The sequence below is a fragment of the Mesorhizobium sp. LNJC391B00 genome, from assembly GCF_000502535.1.
GTDB lineage: Bacteria > Pseudomonadota > Alphaproteobacteria > Rhizobiales > Rhizobiaceae > Mesorhizobium.
The window spans coordinates 606,750-624,401 of sequence record NZ_AYWI01000002.1; the positions used below are offsets into that span (position 1 = coordinate 606,750).

Sequence of the window (17,652 nt, forward strand, 5' to 3'; positions counted from 1 at the left end):
AGCCTCCCCTGTCTGTTCCACTTGTATATGCCATTTGTATATGCCACTCGGCTTCGAATTGCAAACCCACAGAAAACCCCAACGCACCGGCATTTCGGCTGGAATGAATTTTCGCCGATAACCTGCTTCAGCGATTTCTTTCTCGCTGCAACGCCATACGTCTGCCCCGTGTGCCTCGCAGTACACCCTCCGGCCCGGCTATGTTCTGGCAACGCATTGCACATCGGAGCCTGTTTTCATGAAGCGTTTTTTGCTCAGCGTCGCCACTGTCGCCGGCCTGATCCTCGCCTGTTCGCAGGCCTGGTCGGCCGACAAATTGCTCAACGCTTCCTATGATGTCGGCCGCGAATTGTTCGCCCAGGTGAACAAGGCTTTCGTCGCCGGCCATCCGGGCGTCACCGTCGACCAGTCGCACGCCGGCACCTCGGCGCAGGCGCGCGCCATTGCCGAAGGCCTCGGCGCCGATGTCGTCACCTTCAACCAGGTCACCGACATCGACTTTCTGGTCAAGAAAGGCCTCGTCGCCGCCGACTGGCAGAAGGATTTCCCCGACAACGCCTCGCCCTTCTATTCGCTCCCATCCTTTCTCGTCCGCGCGGGCAACCCCAAGCACATCAAGGACTGGAACGACCTCGTGCGCGACGACGTGCAGGTGATCTTCCCCAACCCCAAGACCTCGGGCAATGCGCGCTACACCTATCTGGCCGCAACCGCCTACGCCAAGGAAGCCTTCAAGGGCGACGACGCCAAGGTGAAGGAGTTCGTCACCAAGCTGTTCAACAACGTGCCGATCTTCGACACCGGCGGGCGCGCCGCCACCACCACCTTCGTGCAACGCGAGATCGGCGACGTGCTGATCACCTTCGAGTCGGAAACGCGCGGCATCCGCAAGGAGTATGGCAACGACAAGTTCGAACAGGTCACGCCAACGGTCAGCCTGCTCGCCGAATTCCCGGTGGCGATCGTCGACAAGGTCGCCGACGAGCACGGCAGCCGTGACCTCGCCAAGACCTATCTCGACTTCCTCTACACGCCCGAGGGCCAGACCATCGCGGCTGAAAATGGCCTGCGCGCCCGCAACGCTGAAGTCGCGGCAAAATACAAGGCCGACTTCCCCGATGTCCGCCTGCTGACGGTGGAAGACGTCTTTGGCGGCTGGGACAAGGTACAGAAGGAGCACTTCGCCGCCGGCGGTCTGCTCGACCAGACCTATGGCAGCCGCTGATATCAGCAGCGTTCGACCTCACCTCACAAGAAAGCCGGCGCTTTGCCGGCTTTTTCGATTTCGCGCGCCGACAAACGGCTTTCAGGCGGAATCTGTCGCGATCGGCGAAAACGTTACAAAGAATCAACGCCTTTGTGCCTAACGTCTCAACCGGGCGGCTTGTTCTACGCGAAACCGGGTTGTTCAGGCGAAACGTCATGATTTGCACACAAACAACCGCCAGATGCGGGTGGTTGGGGTTTTCATGAACTGAAGCGGGCATGCTTACCAAAAAAGGCAAATACGGCCTCAAGGCCCTCGTGCATCTTTCCGGCCTGCCGGTCGGCCAGCTTGCATTCGTCAACGACATCGCGATCGCCAACAACATCCCGAAGAAATTTCTGGATGCCATTCTGGGCGAGCTGCGCAATGCCGGTTTCGTCCTCAGTCGCAAGGGCAAGGAAGGCGGTTATCGCCTCGCCCGGCCGGCTTCCGAAATCAAGATCGGCCACGTCGTGCGCGTGCTGGACGGCCCGCTCGCTCCCATACCCTGCGCCAGCCGCACGCGATACCAGCGCTGCGAGGATTGCGACGAGGCGACCTGCCAGGTCCGGCACATGATGCTGGAAGTGCGCCAGGCGATCGCCGAAGTGCTGGACAATCGCAGCCTCGCCGCCATGCGCGACGCCGACAATGATGATTTTCCGGTCGAGCTGACATCGCAGATCTAAATTAGAGCATGGTCCCGAAAAGTGGGAACCGGTTTTCGGACAAGATCATGCTCAAATGAGAGTGCTCAGACCAGGCCGAGCTTGCCGGCCAGGCCGACGCGCTGGATCTTGCCTGTGGGACCCTTGGGTATCTCCTGAAGAAACAAGATGTGGCGCGGCACCTTGAACTCGACGATGCGGCTGCGCGCGAAATCGCGTATCTCATCGGCGTCGGCGATGGCGCCCTCGGCCAGCACGATAGCCGCACCCACCTCCTCGCCGAGCATGGCATGCGGCACGGCGAAGGTCACCGCCTGCGCCACCAGCGGATGATCGAGCAGCACATTGTCGACCTCGAGCGGCGAGATCTTTTCGCCGCCGCGGTTGATGATCTCCTTCAGCCGCCCGGTGATCTTCAGATCGCCATCCTCGTCGATCAGACCCTGGTCGCCGGTGCGGAACCAGCCATCGCTGAAGGCAGCTTCATTGGCCACCGGATTGTCGAGATAGCCATCATGAATGTTGGCGCCGCGCACCGCGATCTCGCCCTTTTCACCCGCCGGAAGGATCGTCCCCTTGTCGTCCAGGATCGTCACCTGCGGACCCGCAGGCAGGCCGACCGAGCCTGGCTTGCGGCGCGCCGGCGGCAAGCCATTGGATGTCATCTGGTGCGCCGCCTCGGTCATGCCATAGGCCTCGACCACCGGACAGCCGAAGACGCGCTCGAGGTCGCGGAACACGGTGTCGGGAAGTGCGGCCGAAGACGAGCGGATGAAGCGCAACCTCGCAGCCGCGATGGTGTCGCCATTGCGCGCGGCGCGCGCCAGGATCGCCTGATGCATGGTCGGCACCGCGCTGTACCAGCTCGGCCTGAAGTCGCCCAGCCAGCCGTAGAATTTGAGCGGGTTGAAGCCCGGCGTGCAGACAACAGCGCCGCCGACTGCCAGCTGCGCGCTGAGCGCCGCCATCAGCCCGTGAATATGGAACAGCGGCATCACGTTGAGACAGATATCGTTTGCCGACAGCGCCAGGGTGCTGGCGATGTTGGCCATCGATGCCTGCAGATTGCGCTGCCGCAAGCCGACGATCTTCGGCCGCGCCGTGGTTCCCGACGTGTGCAGGACCAGCGTGAAATCGTCGGGTCCGTTGAGCTGCATATCGTCGAGGCGAGCCTCGCTGGCAGCCTCCACCTCGGCGTCGCCCGCCAGCAGAAACTCGCCGGCCTTGGCGCCGTCGGTCACGACGACGTCGAGCACCGCAATGCCGAGCCCCTTTGCGGCGTTGCGCGCGGCATCGCCCATGCCTTGTCCGCACAGCAGCAGCTTCACATCGAGATCGCCGAGATAGAAGCGGAATTCGTCTTCGCCGTAAGCCGGATTGAGCGGCGCAGCCGTCGCTAGCGCCGAGACAGCCAGGAAACAGGCCGCCATTTCCGGGCCATTGGGCAAGACGATGCCGACGGCCGTGCCGCGGCGAACGCCACGCCTGGCGAGATCGCCGCAGAGCTTGTCGACAAGATTGGCGAGGCCGGCAAAGCTCAGGGACGGCCGGTCCGGCGCCATCAGCGCCACCGCAGCCGGCCGCCAGGGCGCCCGTTGGGGAAGTGCTACCGATAGGGCCTGTTTCAAGTTCGAACCCTGAATGGCGTTCACCATGGCCTTGCCGGCGCCGATTGCGCGCCCGTGGCAGACGCAGTAAAGCGATTTCCGGACGCACGCAAGAACAGGTGGACACCGATCGGATGAGGCTGCCGTGGTTGGGAAAATCCCGGAAAGCCGACCGGACACCATCTTCCGCCGTCATCTATCATACGGAAATCATCGCCGACATCCTGGTGCCCGAACGCGCCGAGCATGTCCGCTTCTTCAGCCGCAAGCAGGTTCGCGCCGGCAAGTTGCGCACCTTCAACAACAGGGATTTCCGCGAGCTGCTGCTGGCCGCCTTCTATCTCGGGGTCGCGGCATTGCTGCCGGTCGATTGGTGGGCCGCGATCTGCAGCCGCGTATCGGGGCTGCGCCTCAAGCGCCATATCCGCAAGGATTTCGTGCGCTACGCCGCCGCGACGCGCGCCGTGCTCGGCAATGGCATCGATGCGCAAAGGCAGTTCAGGGCCTTGCTCTGCGCCAACCACCGCCGGCGTCTGCTGCTTGCCGCGCATCTCATCGGCCGCCGCTGGTCACCTAATATCCGGCTGGAGGGCCGGGAAGGCCTGCAAGCGGCGCTGAAGCGCGGCCACGGCGCTATCATCTGGTGCGATCAGTTCACGACCCAGACCATCATCGGCAAACGCGCTCTCCATGAAGCCGGCATCGAGACACACCAGCTCAGCGTCAGGGCTCACGGCATATCCGATTCGACCTTCGGCTTGCGCTTCCTGAACCCGCCGATGGTTCGGGTCGAGAACCGTTTCCTGAAAAGCCGGATCGTGTTCGACCGCAACGACGCCTACCAGGTCACCGGCCGGATCCAGAAGATCCTTGGCAGCAACGGCGTGGTGTTGGTGACCAACACGGTGCATGCCGGCTCGACATTCACCGAAGTCGGCCTTGGCGAGAGCGGCTGGACCCACCTGGCTTCGGCGCCGACGAATTTCGCTGCCAGAGGCAAGGCGGCGCTGTTTTCCATGTCGACCTTTGAGACCGATCCGTTCCGCCAATACCGCGCCGTCCTAAGTCCCGAACTGGTGCCGGCCCCGGCAGAGGCCGGCGAGCGCGCGGCCAGAGCCAGCGCCAAGAACATGGCGCTGCAGGCCGAGTACATATTGCTCAAGCGCGACCGCTTGCTGGAGGCGCTGAAACTCTATCCCGAGCAAATGATGGTCTGGTCCGGCGCCGACCGGTTCACCGAACGGCCGGAAACCGCCTTGCCCGACGAGGGTGGTTCATGATTTTGCGCCGGCCAGCAGGCTGGCAGCGGCGGTGACGATTTCAGCCACTGGAAGTGTGGCGTCGGCCGTCAGCGCCCGCTCGTCGGCGCCAGGCGGTTCAAGGATGGCGAACTGGCTTTCGACCAGGCTTGCCGGCATGAAATGCCCCTTGCGGCTGGCGACACGCTGCTTGGCGGTTGCGGGATCGATCTTCAGATAGATGAAAACGATATCCCGGCGGAAGCCACGCAGACGATCGCGGTAGCTGCGCTTCAGCGCCGAGCAGGCGGCAACCACGCTCTGGCCGCTGCCGGTCAGGTCGGCGATCCGCTCGCCGATGGCATCGAGCCAGCCCTCACGCAGTTGATCTGTGAGCGGCTCACCGCTCGCCATGCGGGCGACGTTTTCGGGCGGGTGCAGCCTGTCGCCTTCGACAAAGACGGCCCCTTCCTCTGCTGCCAATGCTTTGCCGACAGCCGACTTTCCGCAGCCGGCGACGCCCATCACCACAATGGCCCGAGGCACTGAGCCGGTAGCGCCCATTGGCGCCTGTGCCGTCTTTTCGTCCACGGTCAGCGGCTTGCCGGCGCGCGGCCGTAGAGCAGGAGCATGGCAACGATGACCAGGCCATAGACGATCTGCCGCCCCGCCTCCGGCATCTGCATGACCGAGAGGATGGACTGCAGGAGCGTGATCAGAATGACACCGGCGACGGTGCCGAGATAGGAGCCGCGGCCACCCAGGATGGAGGTGCCGCCCAGAACCACGGCGGCGATCGACGGCAGGAGATAGGCATCCCCCATCGATTGCGCCGCCTTGGAGGCATAGCCGGCGAGAAGCACCCCGCCAAAGGCGGACAGCCCGCCTGAGATAGCGAAGGCGATCATCACCACGCGCCTTGTATCGATGCCGGAGAGATAGGCGGCACGCTCGCGGTTGCCGATGCCGTAGACGGTGCGGCCGAAGCTGGTGCGGGACAGCACGAACACCATCGCGGCACCAATCAGCGCCCAGATGATGACGGCGTTAGGCACGCCAGGAATGGTAAAACCTGTCGCAAGATAGCGCATGGCGCCGGTGGCCGAATCCTGTGGCGAGTAGCCGCCGGTATAAACGACCATGAGCCCTTGCGCGACAGCGTTGGTTGCGAGCGTGATGATCATCGAGGGTATGCGCAGATAGGCGACGCCAAAGCCGTTGACGATGCCGATCAGCACCCCGCAAAAGATGCCGAACGGGATGGCCAGCGCCACACCGATCGGGCCATAGGCCGCAGCCGCACACGCCATCATCGCGCCCGCCGCCACCGCCCACGGCACCGACAGGTCGATTTGGCCTAGCAGGATGACCAGCATCATGCCTGTGGCGATGACGCCGAGGAACGAGGCCACCTTGAGCTGCTGCAAGAGATATTCAGGCGACAGAAAGCTCCTGGAATAGAGGCTGCCTAGGAACAGCAACAGCACGATGCAGGCGAAGGCCGTCAGCACCGCCGGATCGGCGCGGCGGATGAATTTCGGCACGCGGCCGGCGATACCGCCCAATGTCGTTTCGCTCACAGGAACCACTCCAGCCGGTTGCGGACCCGAAACAGCGCAAACGCGCCAAGGCTGACCGCAACCAGCAGGATAACGCCCTGGAACAGTGGCTGCCATAGCGGGTCGAAATCGAACACGAACAACAGGTCGCCGATGGTGCGGAAGGCCAGCGCGCCGAAGATGGCGCCGATGGCGCTGCCTTTGCCGCCGAACAGCGAGACGCCGCCCAGCACCACCGCGGCAATCGAAAACAGCGTATAGGCGTTGCCACTGGCATAGGCTGCATCGCCGGTATAGGTGAAGAAGGTCAGGAACAGTCCGCCGATCGCGGCCAACAGGCCTGCGAGCGCGTAGGCAGCGAACTTGCCGCGCCTTATCGGCACACCGGACATGTAGGCCGCCGTCTCCGAGGATCCGGCCGCATAGGCCGCGCGCCCGAGCACCGAGCGGCTGAACGGTACCCAGACCACGAGCACGACGGCGAGCAGCACGACCAGGCTCGCCGGCACCACGCCCAACAGGCGTCCGGTCAGCGCGTCGGCGAGACCTTCGTTGACCGAACCGCCGGGAAACGGCCTCAGCAGCAGCGCGATGCCGAAATAGACCGCACCCGTGGCGATCGTGGCGACGATCGGCTGCAGGCGGCCGTAGATGACGATGGCGCCGTTGATCGCCCCGCACAGGAACCCGGTGCCGAGCACGGCGATGACGCCGAAAGCGGTCTCGAGGCCGGTGCCGATGACTAGCCAGGAGGCGAGGCAATTGGTCAGCGTGAAGATCATGCCGACGGAGAGGTCGATGCCGGCGGTGATCACGACCAGTGTCTGCGCCATGGCGACGAAGGCGAGCAGCACGCCCTTGTTGGACGCCGTCTGCACGACATTGGCGGTGAAGCCCGCCGGATGGTTCGAGGTGTAGATGACGAACATGACAATGAATATGCCGAGTGCCATCAGTGTTCCGCGCTGCTCGGCCAGCCAGTAGCGCCACTCTTTCACGCGTCCGCTCCCTGTCTTGCGCCGGCATCGTCTCTCGCGCCGTCATCGCCGTGGATGTTGAGCGCGCTTGCAATGAGCGCCCGCTCGGTGATCTCGGCCCCGACCAGCTCGCGCTTGACCGCGCCGTCATAGAGCACCAGCACGCGGTCGCAGCAGCCGATCAGTTCGTCATAGTCGGTCGAATAGAACAGGATCGCCGCCCCCGCATCCGCCAGCTTGCGCATCAGTTGATAGAGTTCCTGCTTGGTGCCGACGTCGATGCCGCGCGTCGGATCGTTGAGCAGGATGATACGCGGCTGGCGCATCAGCCATTTGGCGATGACCACCTTCTGCTGGTTGCCCCCCGACAGCGCACCGACCGGAATGTCGAGGCCGCCCGTCTTGATCGCCAGCAGCCCGACCATGTCGTCGATCAGCCGCTGTTCGGCGGCGCGGTCGATGATGCCGGCCTTGGACAGCCGGTCTAGGGCGGCAAAGGAGAGGTTCTCGCGCACCGTCATCGGCAGCATCAGGCCTTCGGTCTTGCGGTCCTCCGGGATCAGCGCCATGCCGATGCGGTCGTCGCGCGCCGCTTGGGGGCTGGCGATCGAAACAGGCTTGCCGTCGATAAGGATCTGGCCGCCGAGGCCGCGCAGCACACCGAAAAAGGCAAGCAGCAATTCGCGCTGGCCCTGGCCGTCCAGGCCGCCAAGGCCGACGACCTCGCCTGCCCCGACCGTCAGCGAGACATTGTCCAGCCGGTCCGTCCAGGACAGCTTGCGCGCCTCCAGCACAGGAACGGCGGCGGCTGCGGTGCGCGCGGGTTTGGGCGGGAAAATATGGCTGTATTCGCGCCCGATCATCAGTTCGACGACTTCGTTGTCGCTCTTTGTGCCTGCCTTGTAGCTGGCGACATTGCGGCCGTTGCGAAACACCGTGCAGTGGTCGGCAAGCTCGGCGATCTCGTTCATGCGGTGCGAAATGTAAAGCAGCGCCAACCCTTCCGAGCGCAACCGCTTGAGCACGCTGAATATCCTGGCGACGTCCGTCGCGGTCAGCGCCGAGGTCGCCTCGTCGAGGATCAGGATGCGCGGCTTCCTGGCCAATGCCTTGGCAATCTCGACCATCTGTCTTCTTGAAAGCGGAAGATCCTTGACCAGCGCCAATGGATGGATATCGGCCGCACCTGCGCGTGCCAGCGCATCCTCGGCAATGCGGCGCTGCGCCTTGCGGTCGATCATGCCGAAACGCTTCGGCGGATCGGAGATGACGATGTTGTCGGCAACGCTGAGTTCGGGAACCAGCGACAGCTCCTGGAAGATGCAGACGATGCCGGACTTGTTTGCAGCAGCAGGGGAAGCGAACGTCACCTCGCTGCCGTTCAGCATCATGCGGCCTTCGTCGGGCGCGACGACGCCCGCCATGACCTTGATCAGCGTCGATTTGCCGGCGCCGTTTTCGCCGAGAATGGCGTGGATGCTACCGGACGAGACCGAAAGCTCGGCCTTTTCCAGCGCCCGCACACCACCATAGCGCTTGGATATGCCTTCCATCCGGAAGAGCGGAACCGCACCGTCCATCGGCCCTCCCGAGGCAGTTTGACTTCAAGGGATATCGAGTGGCCGGCGCCGCGGAGATCCCGCGGCGCCGGATATGCCGCCTATTGGTCAGCCCCTATTGGTCAGCTTTGGTCTGGCCCATAATTTCCTGCGCGGTGAAATTGATGCCGCAGGTCGGGAAGGAATTGCCGACGAAGAAATTGTCGGACTGGTCGGGGAAGAAATCCTGACCGGCCTTGAAGTTCGGATCCTCGACGATCGCCAGTGGCAGTTTCACCGCTTGCGGAACGACGTTGCCTTCGAGCGCGGCAATCGCCGTCTTGATGGCGACCGCGACCTGCGCCGGACCGGTGCCGGCCGATGAGCATTTCAGCCCGTCGCCGGCATGTGCCGCGCAGAACTTGCGGAAACCGTTCTCGGTCTCCCCGCCGAACGGCACGAAAGCATGCTTGGCATCGATCATCGCCTGCACGATGCCGGTGTCGCCGCCTTGCCCGGTGATTCCGTCGAACGGACCGTTGGTGGCAATGGCGTCGGCCGTGGCCTTCTGCGCCACGCCGTCGTCCCATTTGCCGACCACCTCGGTGACGTCCCATTTCTTGCCGGAGGCATCGAGCGCTTCATGGATGCCGTTGTGACGGTCGGTGTCGACGGAAGTTCCGGCAACGCCGCGCACTTCGAGCACCTTGCCGCCATTCGGCACATGGCCGACCAGCCATTTGCCCCACAATTCGCCAAGGCCCTTCTGGTCGACATTGACGTTGATGGCGTCCTTGGTGTCGAGAATATTGTCGAAGGCGACGAGGATGACGCCAGCTTCCTTGGCGCGCTTGATGACCGGCCCGAAAGCGGTCGGGTTCTGGGCGTTGACGACGATCGCGTCATAGCCGGAATCGATGAAGTTGTTGATTGCCGAAATCTGAGCCGGCACGTCCTCGCCGGTCGAGACGACCTTGAATTCCTTCAGTTTCGCGGCGACCTCCGGCTGGGCCGCATAGGCCTTGGCGGTCTGCACCATCTGGATGCGCCAGGTGTTGGCGATATAGCCATTGGCGAGCGCGATGCGGTATGGGCCGTCTTTCTTGGGGAACTTGAAGAACTGCGTATCAGCCGCCCAAGGCGCAAAGCAATCCGGCTCAGCCGACGGGCCCTTGACAACTTCCGGGTCGGCCATGGCCGACGAACTCAGCATGACGAATGCAGTGGCGGCAACGATGCCACCAACAAGTGACTTGATCATCGATTTCCTCCCAGTTGTAGTTTTATTTGCTGCAGCTTGTTAATTTGATGCTGTTTGTCGTGGTGTGTTTTCCACGCCTGCCGAAGGCCCTCCAGCCTGGCCGGCGCCGCGTCTCAAGGGCCGAAGCCGGCCCGATCCCCTCCCCCTCGCCGCTTCACAGGCGAGAAACGAAACTAGCATATTATACATAATAAACAAGCATGAGCTGTTGCTTATGTATAATAAACAGGCACGGCCTCTCATCAAAACGTCTGCCCGACGAAAATGGTAGCGCTACCATGACGTTGTGTAAAGCACCATTTGCTGAGGCCGGCCAAAGCGTGTTCAGCGTGCGGTGCTCTCGCGGGGCTTGAGTTCGAAACCAAGATCGACGACCCGCTGCTCAGGCCTTCGTCCTGCGATCGCCGCCAGCGCCATGGCAACAGACCGACGGCCGATTTCATAGCGAGGGGTGCGGATACTGGTGAGCGGCGGGAACGCCGCCTGCATCATTTCGAGGTCGTTGAAGCCGACAATGCCGATTGTTTTCGGCACGTTGAGCGCGGCGCTATGGCATTCGAACAAAACGCCGAGCGCGATGTCGTCATTGTTGCAGAAGACGCCGTCGAGCGCCGGCATCTTGGCCAGCGCATCGCGAAGCAGCTCGCGGCCGAGCGTCACGCTGGACAGTAGCGGCGTGGTGGTGACCAGCCGCGGGTCGAACAGGCCGGCCTTCTCCATTGCCGCGCGATAGCCGGCAAGCCGCCGCTGCGAGCGCGGGTCCATGCGTGCGCCGATGAAGCCGATCCGCCGGTAGCCGGCCTCGATCAGATGCTCGGTCGCGGTGCGGCCGCCGTCAAAATGCGAGAAGCCGACCAGCATGTCGACCGGATCGGACCCGGTCTCCATCACCTGCACCACCGGGCAGCCCGCGCTCTCCAGCAGCTTTCGCGAGGTCGGCGTCTGGTCGATGCCGGCCACGATCAGCGCCGCCGGGCGCTGCGGTGCGAACACCTGCAGCAGGCGCTCCTCCTCGAGGCCGGAATAATGGGTGTTGCCGAGCTGGACGCGGAACGGGCCGTCCGACAGGCTGTCATAGATGCCGCGCACCACTTCTGCGAAGACGTTGTTGGTCAGCGACGGCACCAGCACGCCGAACACATCGGCGCGCGCCGAGGCCAGCGCCCGTGCATTGGGATCCGGGACATAACCGAGTTCATCGACGGCGGCCTGGATCTGGCGCCGCAGATCTTGGCTGACGCGTTCCGGTTCGCGCAGCGCCCGCGACACGGTGATGGCGCCGACGCCGGCCTTGCGCGCCACATCTGATAGGGTCGGGCGGCCGCCCCCACGACGCGAGCGCGGCTTGGTCATGGACATCCTCCACGTGCCGGGCCCCGGCCGCTGCGCCCTTGCGAAACCATGTTCAGCTTTTCCACCGCCACCATGCCAACCGGCTGCTGCCGCACCCACTCGCCTGCTGGCGTCGCGCAGCCAATCGCCCTTGTCAAGCAACAGGGCAATCCTGCCTTCCTAAGCCATCAGGGCAGCACTGCGTTTTGCTTTCCACAGCAGCAGCCCGATCGCCACTATGTTCAGCAAGTTCCACGCGATCCCGTTGAGGAACGCGGCGGCGTAAGAGCCGGTCAGGTCGTAGATCCAGCCCGACATCCAGCCACCGATCGCCATACCGAAGATGGTCGCCATCATGACGATGCCGATACGCTGGCCGGCCTCCCTGGCGGGCAGGTATTCGCGCACGATGATGGCATAGCAAGGCACGATGCCGCCTTGCGACAGGCCGAACACCAGCGACACGACATAGAGCGAGGCAAGCCCGTCGAACGGGATGTAAAACAAAAGCGACAGGCATTGCAGCACGGAACCGATAAGCAGGGTTTTCACGCCGCCGATGCGGTCGGCGACAAAGCCGGAGGCGAGCCGGCTGACGACGCCCGCCGCCATCATGATCGACAGCATGTCGGCGCCATGCGCAATGCCGTAGCCAAGATCCATGCAATAGGCGACGATGTGCACCTGCGGCATCGACATCGCCACGCAGCAGCCGAGACCGGCAACGATCAGCAGCACTTGTAACGCCGCCGGAGACAGCGAAATCGACTGCACTGTCCGGCTTCCGGGTGAACCGGCGGCAGCCGCCGCCGGAGCAGCGCGCCGCAACAACAGCACCAGTGGCACCATGGTGACCAGGCAGAAGACACCGATGCCGGTATAGGTGAAGCGCCAGCCTTCCGCCTTGATCAGTGTCGGCATGATGGTTGGCCAGAGCGCTCCGGCGAGATAGTTGCCAGCCGCCGCAGCTGTGACGGCGACGCCGCGCCGACGGTTGAACCAGTGCGAGATGTCGGCGATCAGCGGCCCGAAGATCACCGATGTGCCGACACCAATCAGCACGCCCTGGGCAAGGGTGAATTGCAGGATAGAGGTCGACAGCGCGGCGAGCAGCAGGCCGGCGGCGAGAGCCACCGAGGATAGCAGTGCCGGGATCCAATACCCCATGCGATCGACCGCGCGGCCAACCAGCACATTGCCGGCGGCGAAGCCGACCATGGTTGCGGTGTAGGGCATCGATGCCGCGGCGCGGTCAACGCCGAACTCGGCCTGCACGGCCGGCAGCACGACGACGACGGCCCACATGCCGACCGCACCGATCGTCGCCAGCAGCATGGAGATGGCAAGCCGCATCCAGGCGTAGCTGCTGTCGATGCCGGGGCTATCCGCCTGATTGGCGACGATCGGGGTCAAGGCGTTTCCTGTTTACGGTCCTGGGAAGTCGACCGTTGTGTCGCCACTATCGGCGCATTCACCGCGACGGGCAGCGCCACAGGGCCATGATCCGTGGCTCCAGCGGCCCGGCGACTTTCTCGGGAACCGGCGGCGGCCTGCTCGAGTTTTTGCGACAGGAAGGAGTTTGTCATGACCGCGAAAAAGAAATGGTCGGCCGAGGTGACCGAGCACAGCGATGCGATGGACCTCGAGGACCACATCTTCGAAGCCGACGACGCCAGGAAGATCGCGGCCTCGCTCAAGCGCTCGGCCGAGCACAGCGACCGCCGCAAGGCCGAGCCGTTTCAGTCGGCCATGTCGATGCTGAATTTCTACATCAACCGCGCCGGCAAGAACCTGCCGCAGGCGCGCCGGAAAGTGCTCGAGGACGCCAAGGACGAACTGCGCGCGGCCTTCGGAAGGCCGCAGCAGGATTAATGCATGTCGCTCAAAAGTGGCGCCGGTTTTGAGACAACGACATGCAAAGACCTAAGCGCGTCGACTTAGTCCGTTCAAACGGGACGCGCTTTAGCGCTCCCGATTGGCTCTACCAAATTCACCTCAACTGGACCTAGTGACAGGTCCTCTTTCCCCTCAGTTTGCGGCCTCGGCTTTGTGTTTCCCCGAGCCCTTTGAAGTAGCGGCATGACGGTCAAGATCGGCATCAATCCCATCACCTGGAGCAATGACGATGTTCCCGCACTCGGCGGCGATACGCCGCTCGCGACATGCCTGTCGGAAACCAGGCAGGCCGGCTATCGCGGCACCGAACTCGGCGGCAAATTCCCCAGGCGAAGCGACGAGCTTGGACCGATCCTGTCTTCTTACGGACTGGAACTCGTCTCCGGCTGGTATGACGGCCGCATTCTGGACCGCACGGTCGACGAGGAATTCGCCGCCCTCACCTCGCATCTGACCCTGCTGCGCGACCTCGGCGCCAAGGTCGTCGTCTATGCCGACACCTCGCGCGGCCGTCATGACGGCATTTTCGCGCCGATCTCACAGCGTCCGCGCCTCGCTGACGGCGAATGGACCGCCTATGGCGAGAAGCTGACCGAACTCGCCGACCGCATGGCTGCCTTCGGCGTCGGCATGGCTTTCCATCACCATATGGGCACGATCGTCGAGAGCGATGACGAGGTCGACAGGCTGATGGCCGCAACCGGCAAGAGCGTCGGCCTGCTGTTCGATACCGGCCATTGTCTGTTCTCAGGCGGCGACCCGGCCTCCCTCCTGAACCGGCATCTCGACCGCATCGTGCATTTCCATTGCAAGGACGTCCGCGCGGCCGTGCTGGAGAAGGCACGGCGCGAGGACATGAGTTTCATGGCGGCAGTGATGGAAGGAATCTTCACCGTGCCCGGCGATGGCTCCGTCGATTTCCTGTCGCTGCTGCAGCCTCTGGCCAGCCATGGCTTCGAAGGCTGGATCGTCGTCGAGGCCGAGCAGGATCCGGCCAAGGCACACCCCTTGACCTATGCCACGAAAGGTTACGCTTCGCTTCTCAAAACGGCCTGCGCGGCCGGGTTCGACGTGGCAATACGAGACATGGCCTAACCACCGCCGGGGGGCTGGTGGTTGGGCCGGTTGGGCGCGCGCCTCGGTAGGGGTAGCGACGCGAAAGCGCCCGGCGATCCGCGCCGCCGCCCTCCCTTGGCGGCGCGGATCGCACAGTTCTTGGCATCGAAATTTTTGCCCCCGAGTTGCCGGCCCGGCGTTTCCAGCTTGAGGCTGGGGACGAGGCATGCCTTGATGCAGATGGAGGAGCGACATGGCATTCGAGGCGGCACTCGGCATGGAACGGCTTTGCACCATCCGTGAGATCGCCGAGAAGGCGGAACTCGGCGCGGCAACCGTTCACCGCGCGCTGAAGAACAGCCGCGAGGTCCGTCCCGAAACCAGACGGCTGGTGCTGGAGACTGTCTGCCTGCTTAACGAAGAGAAGATCGCCCGCGCCGCCAGGTTGGTCGGAGACTAGCTTGGCCGACCATATGCGCCTTTCCCTCGACATCATGTCGGTCGACCGCGGCTCGGACGAACCGATGCACCGGCAGATCTACGGCGCCTTGCGGCGCTTCATCCTCGACGGCCAGATCCAGCAGAACACGCTGCTTCCTTCGACACGCTCGCTGGCCGAGGATCTCAAGGTCGGCCGCAACACGGTGATCGCCGCCTACGACCAGCTGCTCGCCGAAGGGTTTATAGAGGCGCGCGCCGGGTCCGGCACCTGGGTGGCGCCGATCCAGCAGAAACGCCCGCCGGCCGCGCTGCGCGCCGGCCTCGCCGCCCCGCAAAAACTCTCGCGGCGCGGTCAGACCATCGTCAACGGCCCGCAGCCGCCACGCAATGCCGGCGTCATCAACTTCCATCCGGGCGTGCCGGAATCGGCATCCTTTCCCTTCACCATCTGGTCGAGCCTTCTGGTGCGCAATGCGCGCAGCCGCGATGAGAATTTGCTCGGCTATATCTCCTTTGCCGGCCATCCCGGCCTGCGCCAGGCCATCGCCTCGACCATAAGCCTGTCGCGCGGCATCAATTGCACCGCCGACCAGGTCATCATCGTCACCGGCGCGCAGGCAGCACTCGACCTCGCTTCGCGCGTGCTGATGGACGAAGGCGACCATGTCTGGATGGAGGAGCCCGGCTATCTCGGCGCCAAGAGCGCCTTTCTCGCCAGCGGCGCGCAGCTTGCGCCCTTGAAGGTCGATCGCCTTGGATGGCATCTCGCAGACCCAGAGCTGCCGCCGCCGCGCCTGATCTATGTGACGCCATCCTGCCAGTGGCCGTTCGGCACCATCATGCGCATCGAGGAACGACTGCAGCTGCTTGACATCGCGGAACGCCACGGCGCCTGGATCGTCGAGGACGATTATGACGGCGAATATCGTTATCGCGGCCGGCCGGTGCCGGCGCTGCGCGGCCTCGATCATGCCGACCGCGTCGTCTATATTGGTTCCTTCGGCAAGACGCTGATCCCGGCGCTGCGCATCGGCTATCTCATCGTACCCCGCGAACTGTCCGTGCCCTTCGACCGTGCCGTCTCGATCACCGGCCAGTTCGCGCCGCTGATCCTGCAGGCGACGGTCAACGACTTCATCACGCAAGGCTATTTCGCCACACATCTGAAACGCATGCGCCGCCTTTATGCGCGCCGGCAAGCCAATTTCGTCAAGCTGTGCCAGGAGCATCTGGCCGAATGGCTGACGGTGACCGAGAACGATTCCGGCATGCAACTGCTGGCCAGTTTTGTCCGACCCTACAAGGACAGCGACGTCGTCGCCGCCGCCGTCAAGGAGGGCCTCGACGTGCAGGGCATCTCGATCAACTACCATTCGAGCGAGCCGGAACACGGCCTGCTGCTTGGCTACGCCGCGATGGACGAACGCCAGATCCTGCGCGCGGTGCTGGCGTTGCGCGCTGCCTTCATGCGGCTGGACCGGCAATAGGCCGATCCTGAGCGCTTCAATTCACACTATCGAATTTCTGCAGATCGACGGGCGCTGCCTTGCGCACCTCGACATCGTCCAGCGAAGCATTCTCCAGTGCCACACGGGCCGCCGCATCGATGTTATGGATCATGTCGGCGATGTCGGCGTCGCCATGCGCCGGATTCATCGCGATCATCACCGTGCGGTTGAGGATGTCGAGAGAACCCTTGCCGAGGTCGTCGGCATAGGTCAGCCGCAGGCCCTTGTTTTCCGGCAGCGTGTACGGATTGAGCGCCGGATGATGCGCGCCCTCATGCATCAGCACCTGGTCCCACTGGGTGAAATTGTGGCGGCCGGTCTTGCCGGCAATGACGCTCGGAATGGTCTTCGAAAAAGTCTGCGCCGCCTGTTCGCTGGGCAGCAGATACATTACCTGTGCCGCGCAATCGCCGTCGGGGCTGTTCATCGGCGACACCGTCAGGCCGAGATTGCCGAGATGGCGCGTGCCGGCCAGCACCTTCTTCTTCTCCGCCCGCATCGCCTCGATGATGCCGTCCAGACGGTCGAGCTGGACATTGAGCATCGCGCCCATCAATTCCGAGGCGCGCGCCCCGATGCCGGCGAACGGCTTGATGCTGTCGCTGCGGCCCTGCCAGTAGAAGTGGCAGGGGTCGATGGCGCAGCGCGCGCGCTCGGCCACTTTCGGATCGCTGGTGGCGATGCCGCCGCCCTCGCCCGACGTGATGTTCTTGAAGTAGTTGAAGGAGTAGGCGCCGGCATGGCCGATGGAGCCGAGCTTCTTGCCCTCATAGCCGCCGCCAATGCCCTGGCAGACATCTTCCAGCACGAGCAGACCGCGTTTTTTAGCGATGTCCATGATGGCGTTCATGTTGCAGGCCGCACCCCACATATGTACCGGGATGACCGCCTTGGTGCGCGGGCCGACGGCGTCGCGCAGAGCGGCCGGGTCGATGGTCAGGCTCTCGTCGATATCGACAATGACCGGAATGGCGCCGACCGACAGCACTGCTGTGGCAGTCGCCATATAGGTGTGCGCCGGCACCAGCACCTCATCGCCCGGGCCGATGCCGAGGCCGATCAGGCCGGCGGCGAGCCCATAGGTGCCGCTGGCGGCCAGCGCAAAATGCTCGACGCCGAGATGCCTGGCATAGCGGGCCTCGAAGCGGTTGCACTCGCTGTTCTCGCCATAGCGAAACAGCGCACCCGAGCGGATCACCCTGGCAATGGCTTCGATCTCTTCTTCGCCGGCAGTGTACATGGCAAGTCTCCACATCGCTGATGGTATGAAAGCAGTACGCCTGCGGCCGCTGTTTGAAAGAACCACTCCGCTGCGATCTGACCAA

16 protein-coding genes are annotated in these 17,652 nt (G+C 63.7%); 7 read left to right on the forward strand and 9 right to left on the reverse strand.

Annotation, left to right across the window (positions count from 1 at the left end; genetic code table 11):
* Positions 1-238 precede the first annotated feature (238 nt).
* Both X750_RS157150 and X750_RS157145 read left to right on the forward strand, forming a co-directional pair.
* Positions 239-1,225, forward strand: a complete 987-nt coding sequence (locus X750_RS157150) for a sulfate ABC transporter substrate-binding protein (protein ID WP_023746962.1) — start codon at positions 239-241, stop codon at positions 1,223-1,225.
* 260 nt (positions 1,226-1,485) lie between these two features.
* Entirely contained in the window at positions 1,486-1,935 is a 450-nt protein-coding gene (locus tag X750_RS157145) for an Rrf2 family transcriptional regulator (RefSeq protein WP_023746963.1), read from the forward strand.
* A 65-nt stretch (positions 1,936-2,000) separates the two neighbouring features.
* Here X750_RS157145 and X750_RS157140 read toward each other — a convergent pair whose 3' ends face one another.
* On the reverse strand, positions 2,001-3,542 hold the full coding sequence (locus tag X750_RS157140) for an acyl--CoA ligase (protein WP_032904397.1): 1,542 nt from the start codon (positions 3,540-3,542) through the stop codon (positions 2,001-2,003).
* A 113-nt stretch (positions 3,543-3,655) separates the two neighbouring features.
* Here X750_RS157140 and X750_RS157135 point away from each other — a divergent pair, with 113 nt between their 5' ends.
* Positions 3,656-4,801, forward strand: coding sequence for a hypothetical protein (locus tag X750_RS157135; RefSeq protein WP_023746965.1), 1,146 nt, complete (start codon positions 3,656-3,658; stop codon positions 4,799-4,801).
* Here the strand turns inward: X750_RS157135 and X750_RS157130 are convergent.
* The 7 genes from X750_RS157130 to X750_RS157100 form a co-directional block, all read right to left on the reverse strand.
* Positions 4,796-5,350, reverse strand: a complete 555-nt coding sequence (locus X750_RS157130) for a gluconokinase (protein ID WP_023746966.1) — start codon at positions 5,348-5,350, stop codon at positions 4,796-4,798. The genes X750_RS157135 and X750_RS157130 overlap by 6 nt on opposite strands.
* A gap of 2 nt (positions 5,351-5,352) precedes the next feature.
* Positions 5,353-6,339: an ABC transporter permease gene (locus tag X750_RS157125; RefSeq protein WP_023696194.1), complete on the reverse strand. Its 987-nt coding sequence runs from the start codon at positions 6,337-6,339 to the stop codon at positions 5,353-5,355.
* Positions 6,336-7,316, reverse strand: a complete 981-nt coding sequence (locus X750_RS157120) for an ABC transporter permease (protein WP_023733121.1) — start codon at positions 7,314-7,316, stop codon at positions 6,336-6,338. Before X750_RS157120 ends, X750_RS157125 begins: the two co-directional genes overlap by 4 nt.
* Positions 7,313-8,875 carry a sugar ABC transporter ATP-binding protein gene (locus X750_RS157115; protein WP_023746967.1) on the reverse strand — a complete coding sequence of 521 codons (1,563 nt, stop codon included), beginning with the start codon at positions 8,873-8,875 and terminating at the stop codon, positions 7,313-7,315. The genes X750_RS157120 and X750_RS157115 overlap by 4 nt, the downstream gene beginning before the upstream one ends.
* Positions 8,876-8,969: 94 nt before the next feature.
* Positions 8,970-10,094: a sugar ABC transporter substrate-binding protein gene (locus X750_RS157110; RefSeq protein WP_023682221.1), complete on the reverse strand. Its 1,125-nt coding sequence runs from the start codon at positions 10,092-10,094 to the stop codon at positions 8,970-8,972.
* A gap of 324 nt (positions 10,095-10,418) precedes the next feature.
* On the reverse strand, positions 10,419-11,447 hold the full coding sequence (locus X750_RS157105; RefSeq protein ID WP_023746968.1) for a LacI family DNA-binding transcriptional regulator: 1,029 nt from the start codon (positions 11,445-11,447) through the stop codon (positions 10,419-10,421).
* A gap of 159 nt (positions 11,448-11,606) precedes the next feature.
* Positions 11,607-12,779 (reverse strand): MFS transporter, encoded by a 1,173-nt coding sequence (locus X750_RS157100; RefSeq protein ID WP_050588752.1) that lies wholly within the window; start codon positions 12,777-12,779, stop codon positions 11,607-11,609.
* A 231-nt stretch (positions 12,780-13,010) separates the two neighbouring features.
* Here X750_RS157100 and X750_RS157095 point away from each other — a divergent pair, with 231 nt between their 5' ends.
* The 4 genes from X750_RS157095 to X750_RS157080 all read left to right on the forward strand — a co-directional run bounded on the left by X750_RS157095 (position 13,011) and on the right by X750_RS157080 (position 16,306).
* The gene (locus tag X750_RS157095; protein ID WP_023673065.1) at positions 13,011-13,298 is read left to right on the forward strand and encodes a DUF3175 domain-containing protein; all 288 of its coding nucleotides are present in this window, start codon (positions 13,011-13,013) and stop codon (positions 13,296-13,298) included.
* A 207-nt stretch (positions 13,299-13,505) separates the two neighbouring features.
* Positions 13,506-14,417, forward strand: a complete 912-nt coding sequence (gene iolE, locus X750_RS157090; RefSeq protein ID WP_023673064.1) for a myo-inosose-2 dehydratase — start codon at positions 13,506-13,508, stop codon at positions 14,415-14,417.
* A gap of 214 nt (positions 14,418-14,631) precedes the next feature.
* A complete protein-coding gene (locus X750_RS157085; RefSeq protein WP_023673063.1) occupies positions 14,632-14,838 on the forward strand; it encodes a LacI family DNA-binding transcriptional regulator in 207 nt (68 codons plus the stop codon).
* Position 14,839: 1 nt separating this feature from the next.
* Positions 14,840-16,306: a PLP-dependent aminotransferase family protein gene (locus X750_RS157080; RefSeq protein ID WP_023696197.1), complete on the forward strand. Its 1,467-nt coding sequence runs from the start codon at positions 14,840-14,842 to the stop codon at positions 16,304-16,306.
* Between the two features lie 16 nt (positions 16,307-16,322).
* On the opposite strand, the gene X750_RS157075 is transcribed toward X750_RS157080, so the two are convergent.
* Entirely contained in the window at positions 16,323-17,567 is a 1,245-nt protein-coding gene (locus X750_RS157075; RefSeq protein ID WP_023746970.1) for an aminotransferase class I/II-fold pyridoxal phosphate-dependent enzyme, read from the reverse strand.
* Between the last annotated feature and the right edge of the window lie 85 nt (positions 17,568-17,652).

Bases quoted from the DNA above. Each gene is read 5' to 3' on its own strand.
- X750_RS157115 (WP_023746967.1), bottom strand. From the start codon at position 8,875: ATGGACGGTGCGGTTCCGCTCTTCCGGATGGAAGGCATATCCAAGCGC.
- X750_RS157145 (WP_023746963.1), top strand. From the start codon at position 1,486: ATGCTTACCAAAAAAGGCAAATACGGCCTCAAGGCCCTCGTGCATCTT.
- X750_RS157085 (WP_023673063.1), top strand. From the start codon at position 14,632: ATGGCATTCGAGGCGGCACTCGGCATGGAACGGCTTTGCACCATCCGT.
- X750_RS157075 (WP_023746970.1), bottom strand. From the start codon at position 17,567: ATGTACACTGCCGGCGAAGAAGAGATCGAAGCCATTGCCAGGGTGATC.
- X750_RS157095 (WP_023673065.1), top strand. From the start codon at position 13,011: ATGACCGCGAAAAAGAAATGGTCGGCCGAGGTGACCGAGCACAGCGAT.
- X750_RS157150 (WP_023746962.1), top strand. From the start codon at position 239: ATGAAGCGTTTTTTGCTCAGCGTCGCCACTGTCGCCGGCCTGATCCTC.
- X750_RS157135 (WP_023746965.1), top strand. From the start codon at position 3,656: ATGAGGCTGCCGTGGTTGGGAAAATCCCGGAAAGCCGACCGGACACCA.
- X750_RS157110 (WP_023682221.1), bottom strand. From the start codon at position 10,094: ATGATCAAGTCACTTGTTGGTGGCATCGTTGCCGCCACTGCATTCGTC.
- X750_RS157100 (WP_050588752.1), bottom strand. From the start codon at position 12,779: ATGCGGCTTGCCATCTCCATGCTGCTGGCGACGATCGGTGCGGTCGGC.
- X750_RS157105 (WP_023746968.1), bottom strand. From the start codon at position 11,447: ATGACCAAGCCGCGCTCGCGTCGTGGGGGCGGCCGCCCGACCCTATCA.
- iolE (WP_023673064.1), top strand. From the start codon at position 13,506: ATGACGGTCAAGATCGGCATCAATCCCATCACCTGGAGCAATGACGAT.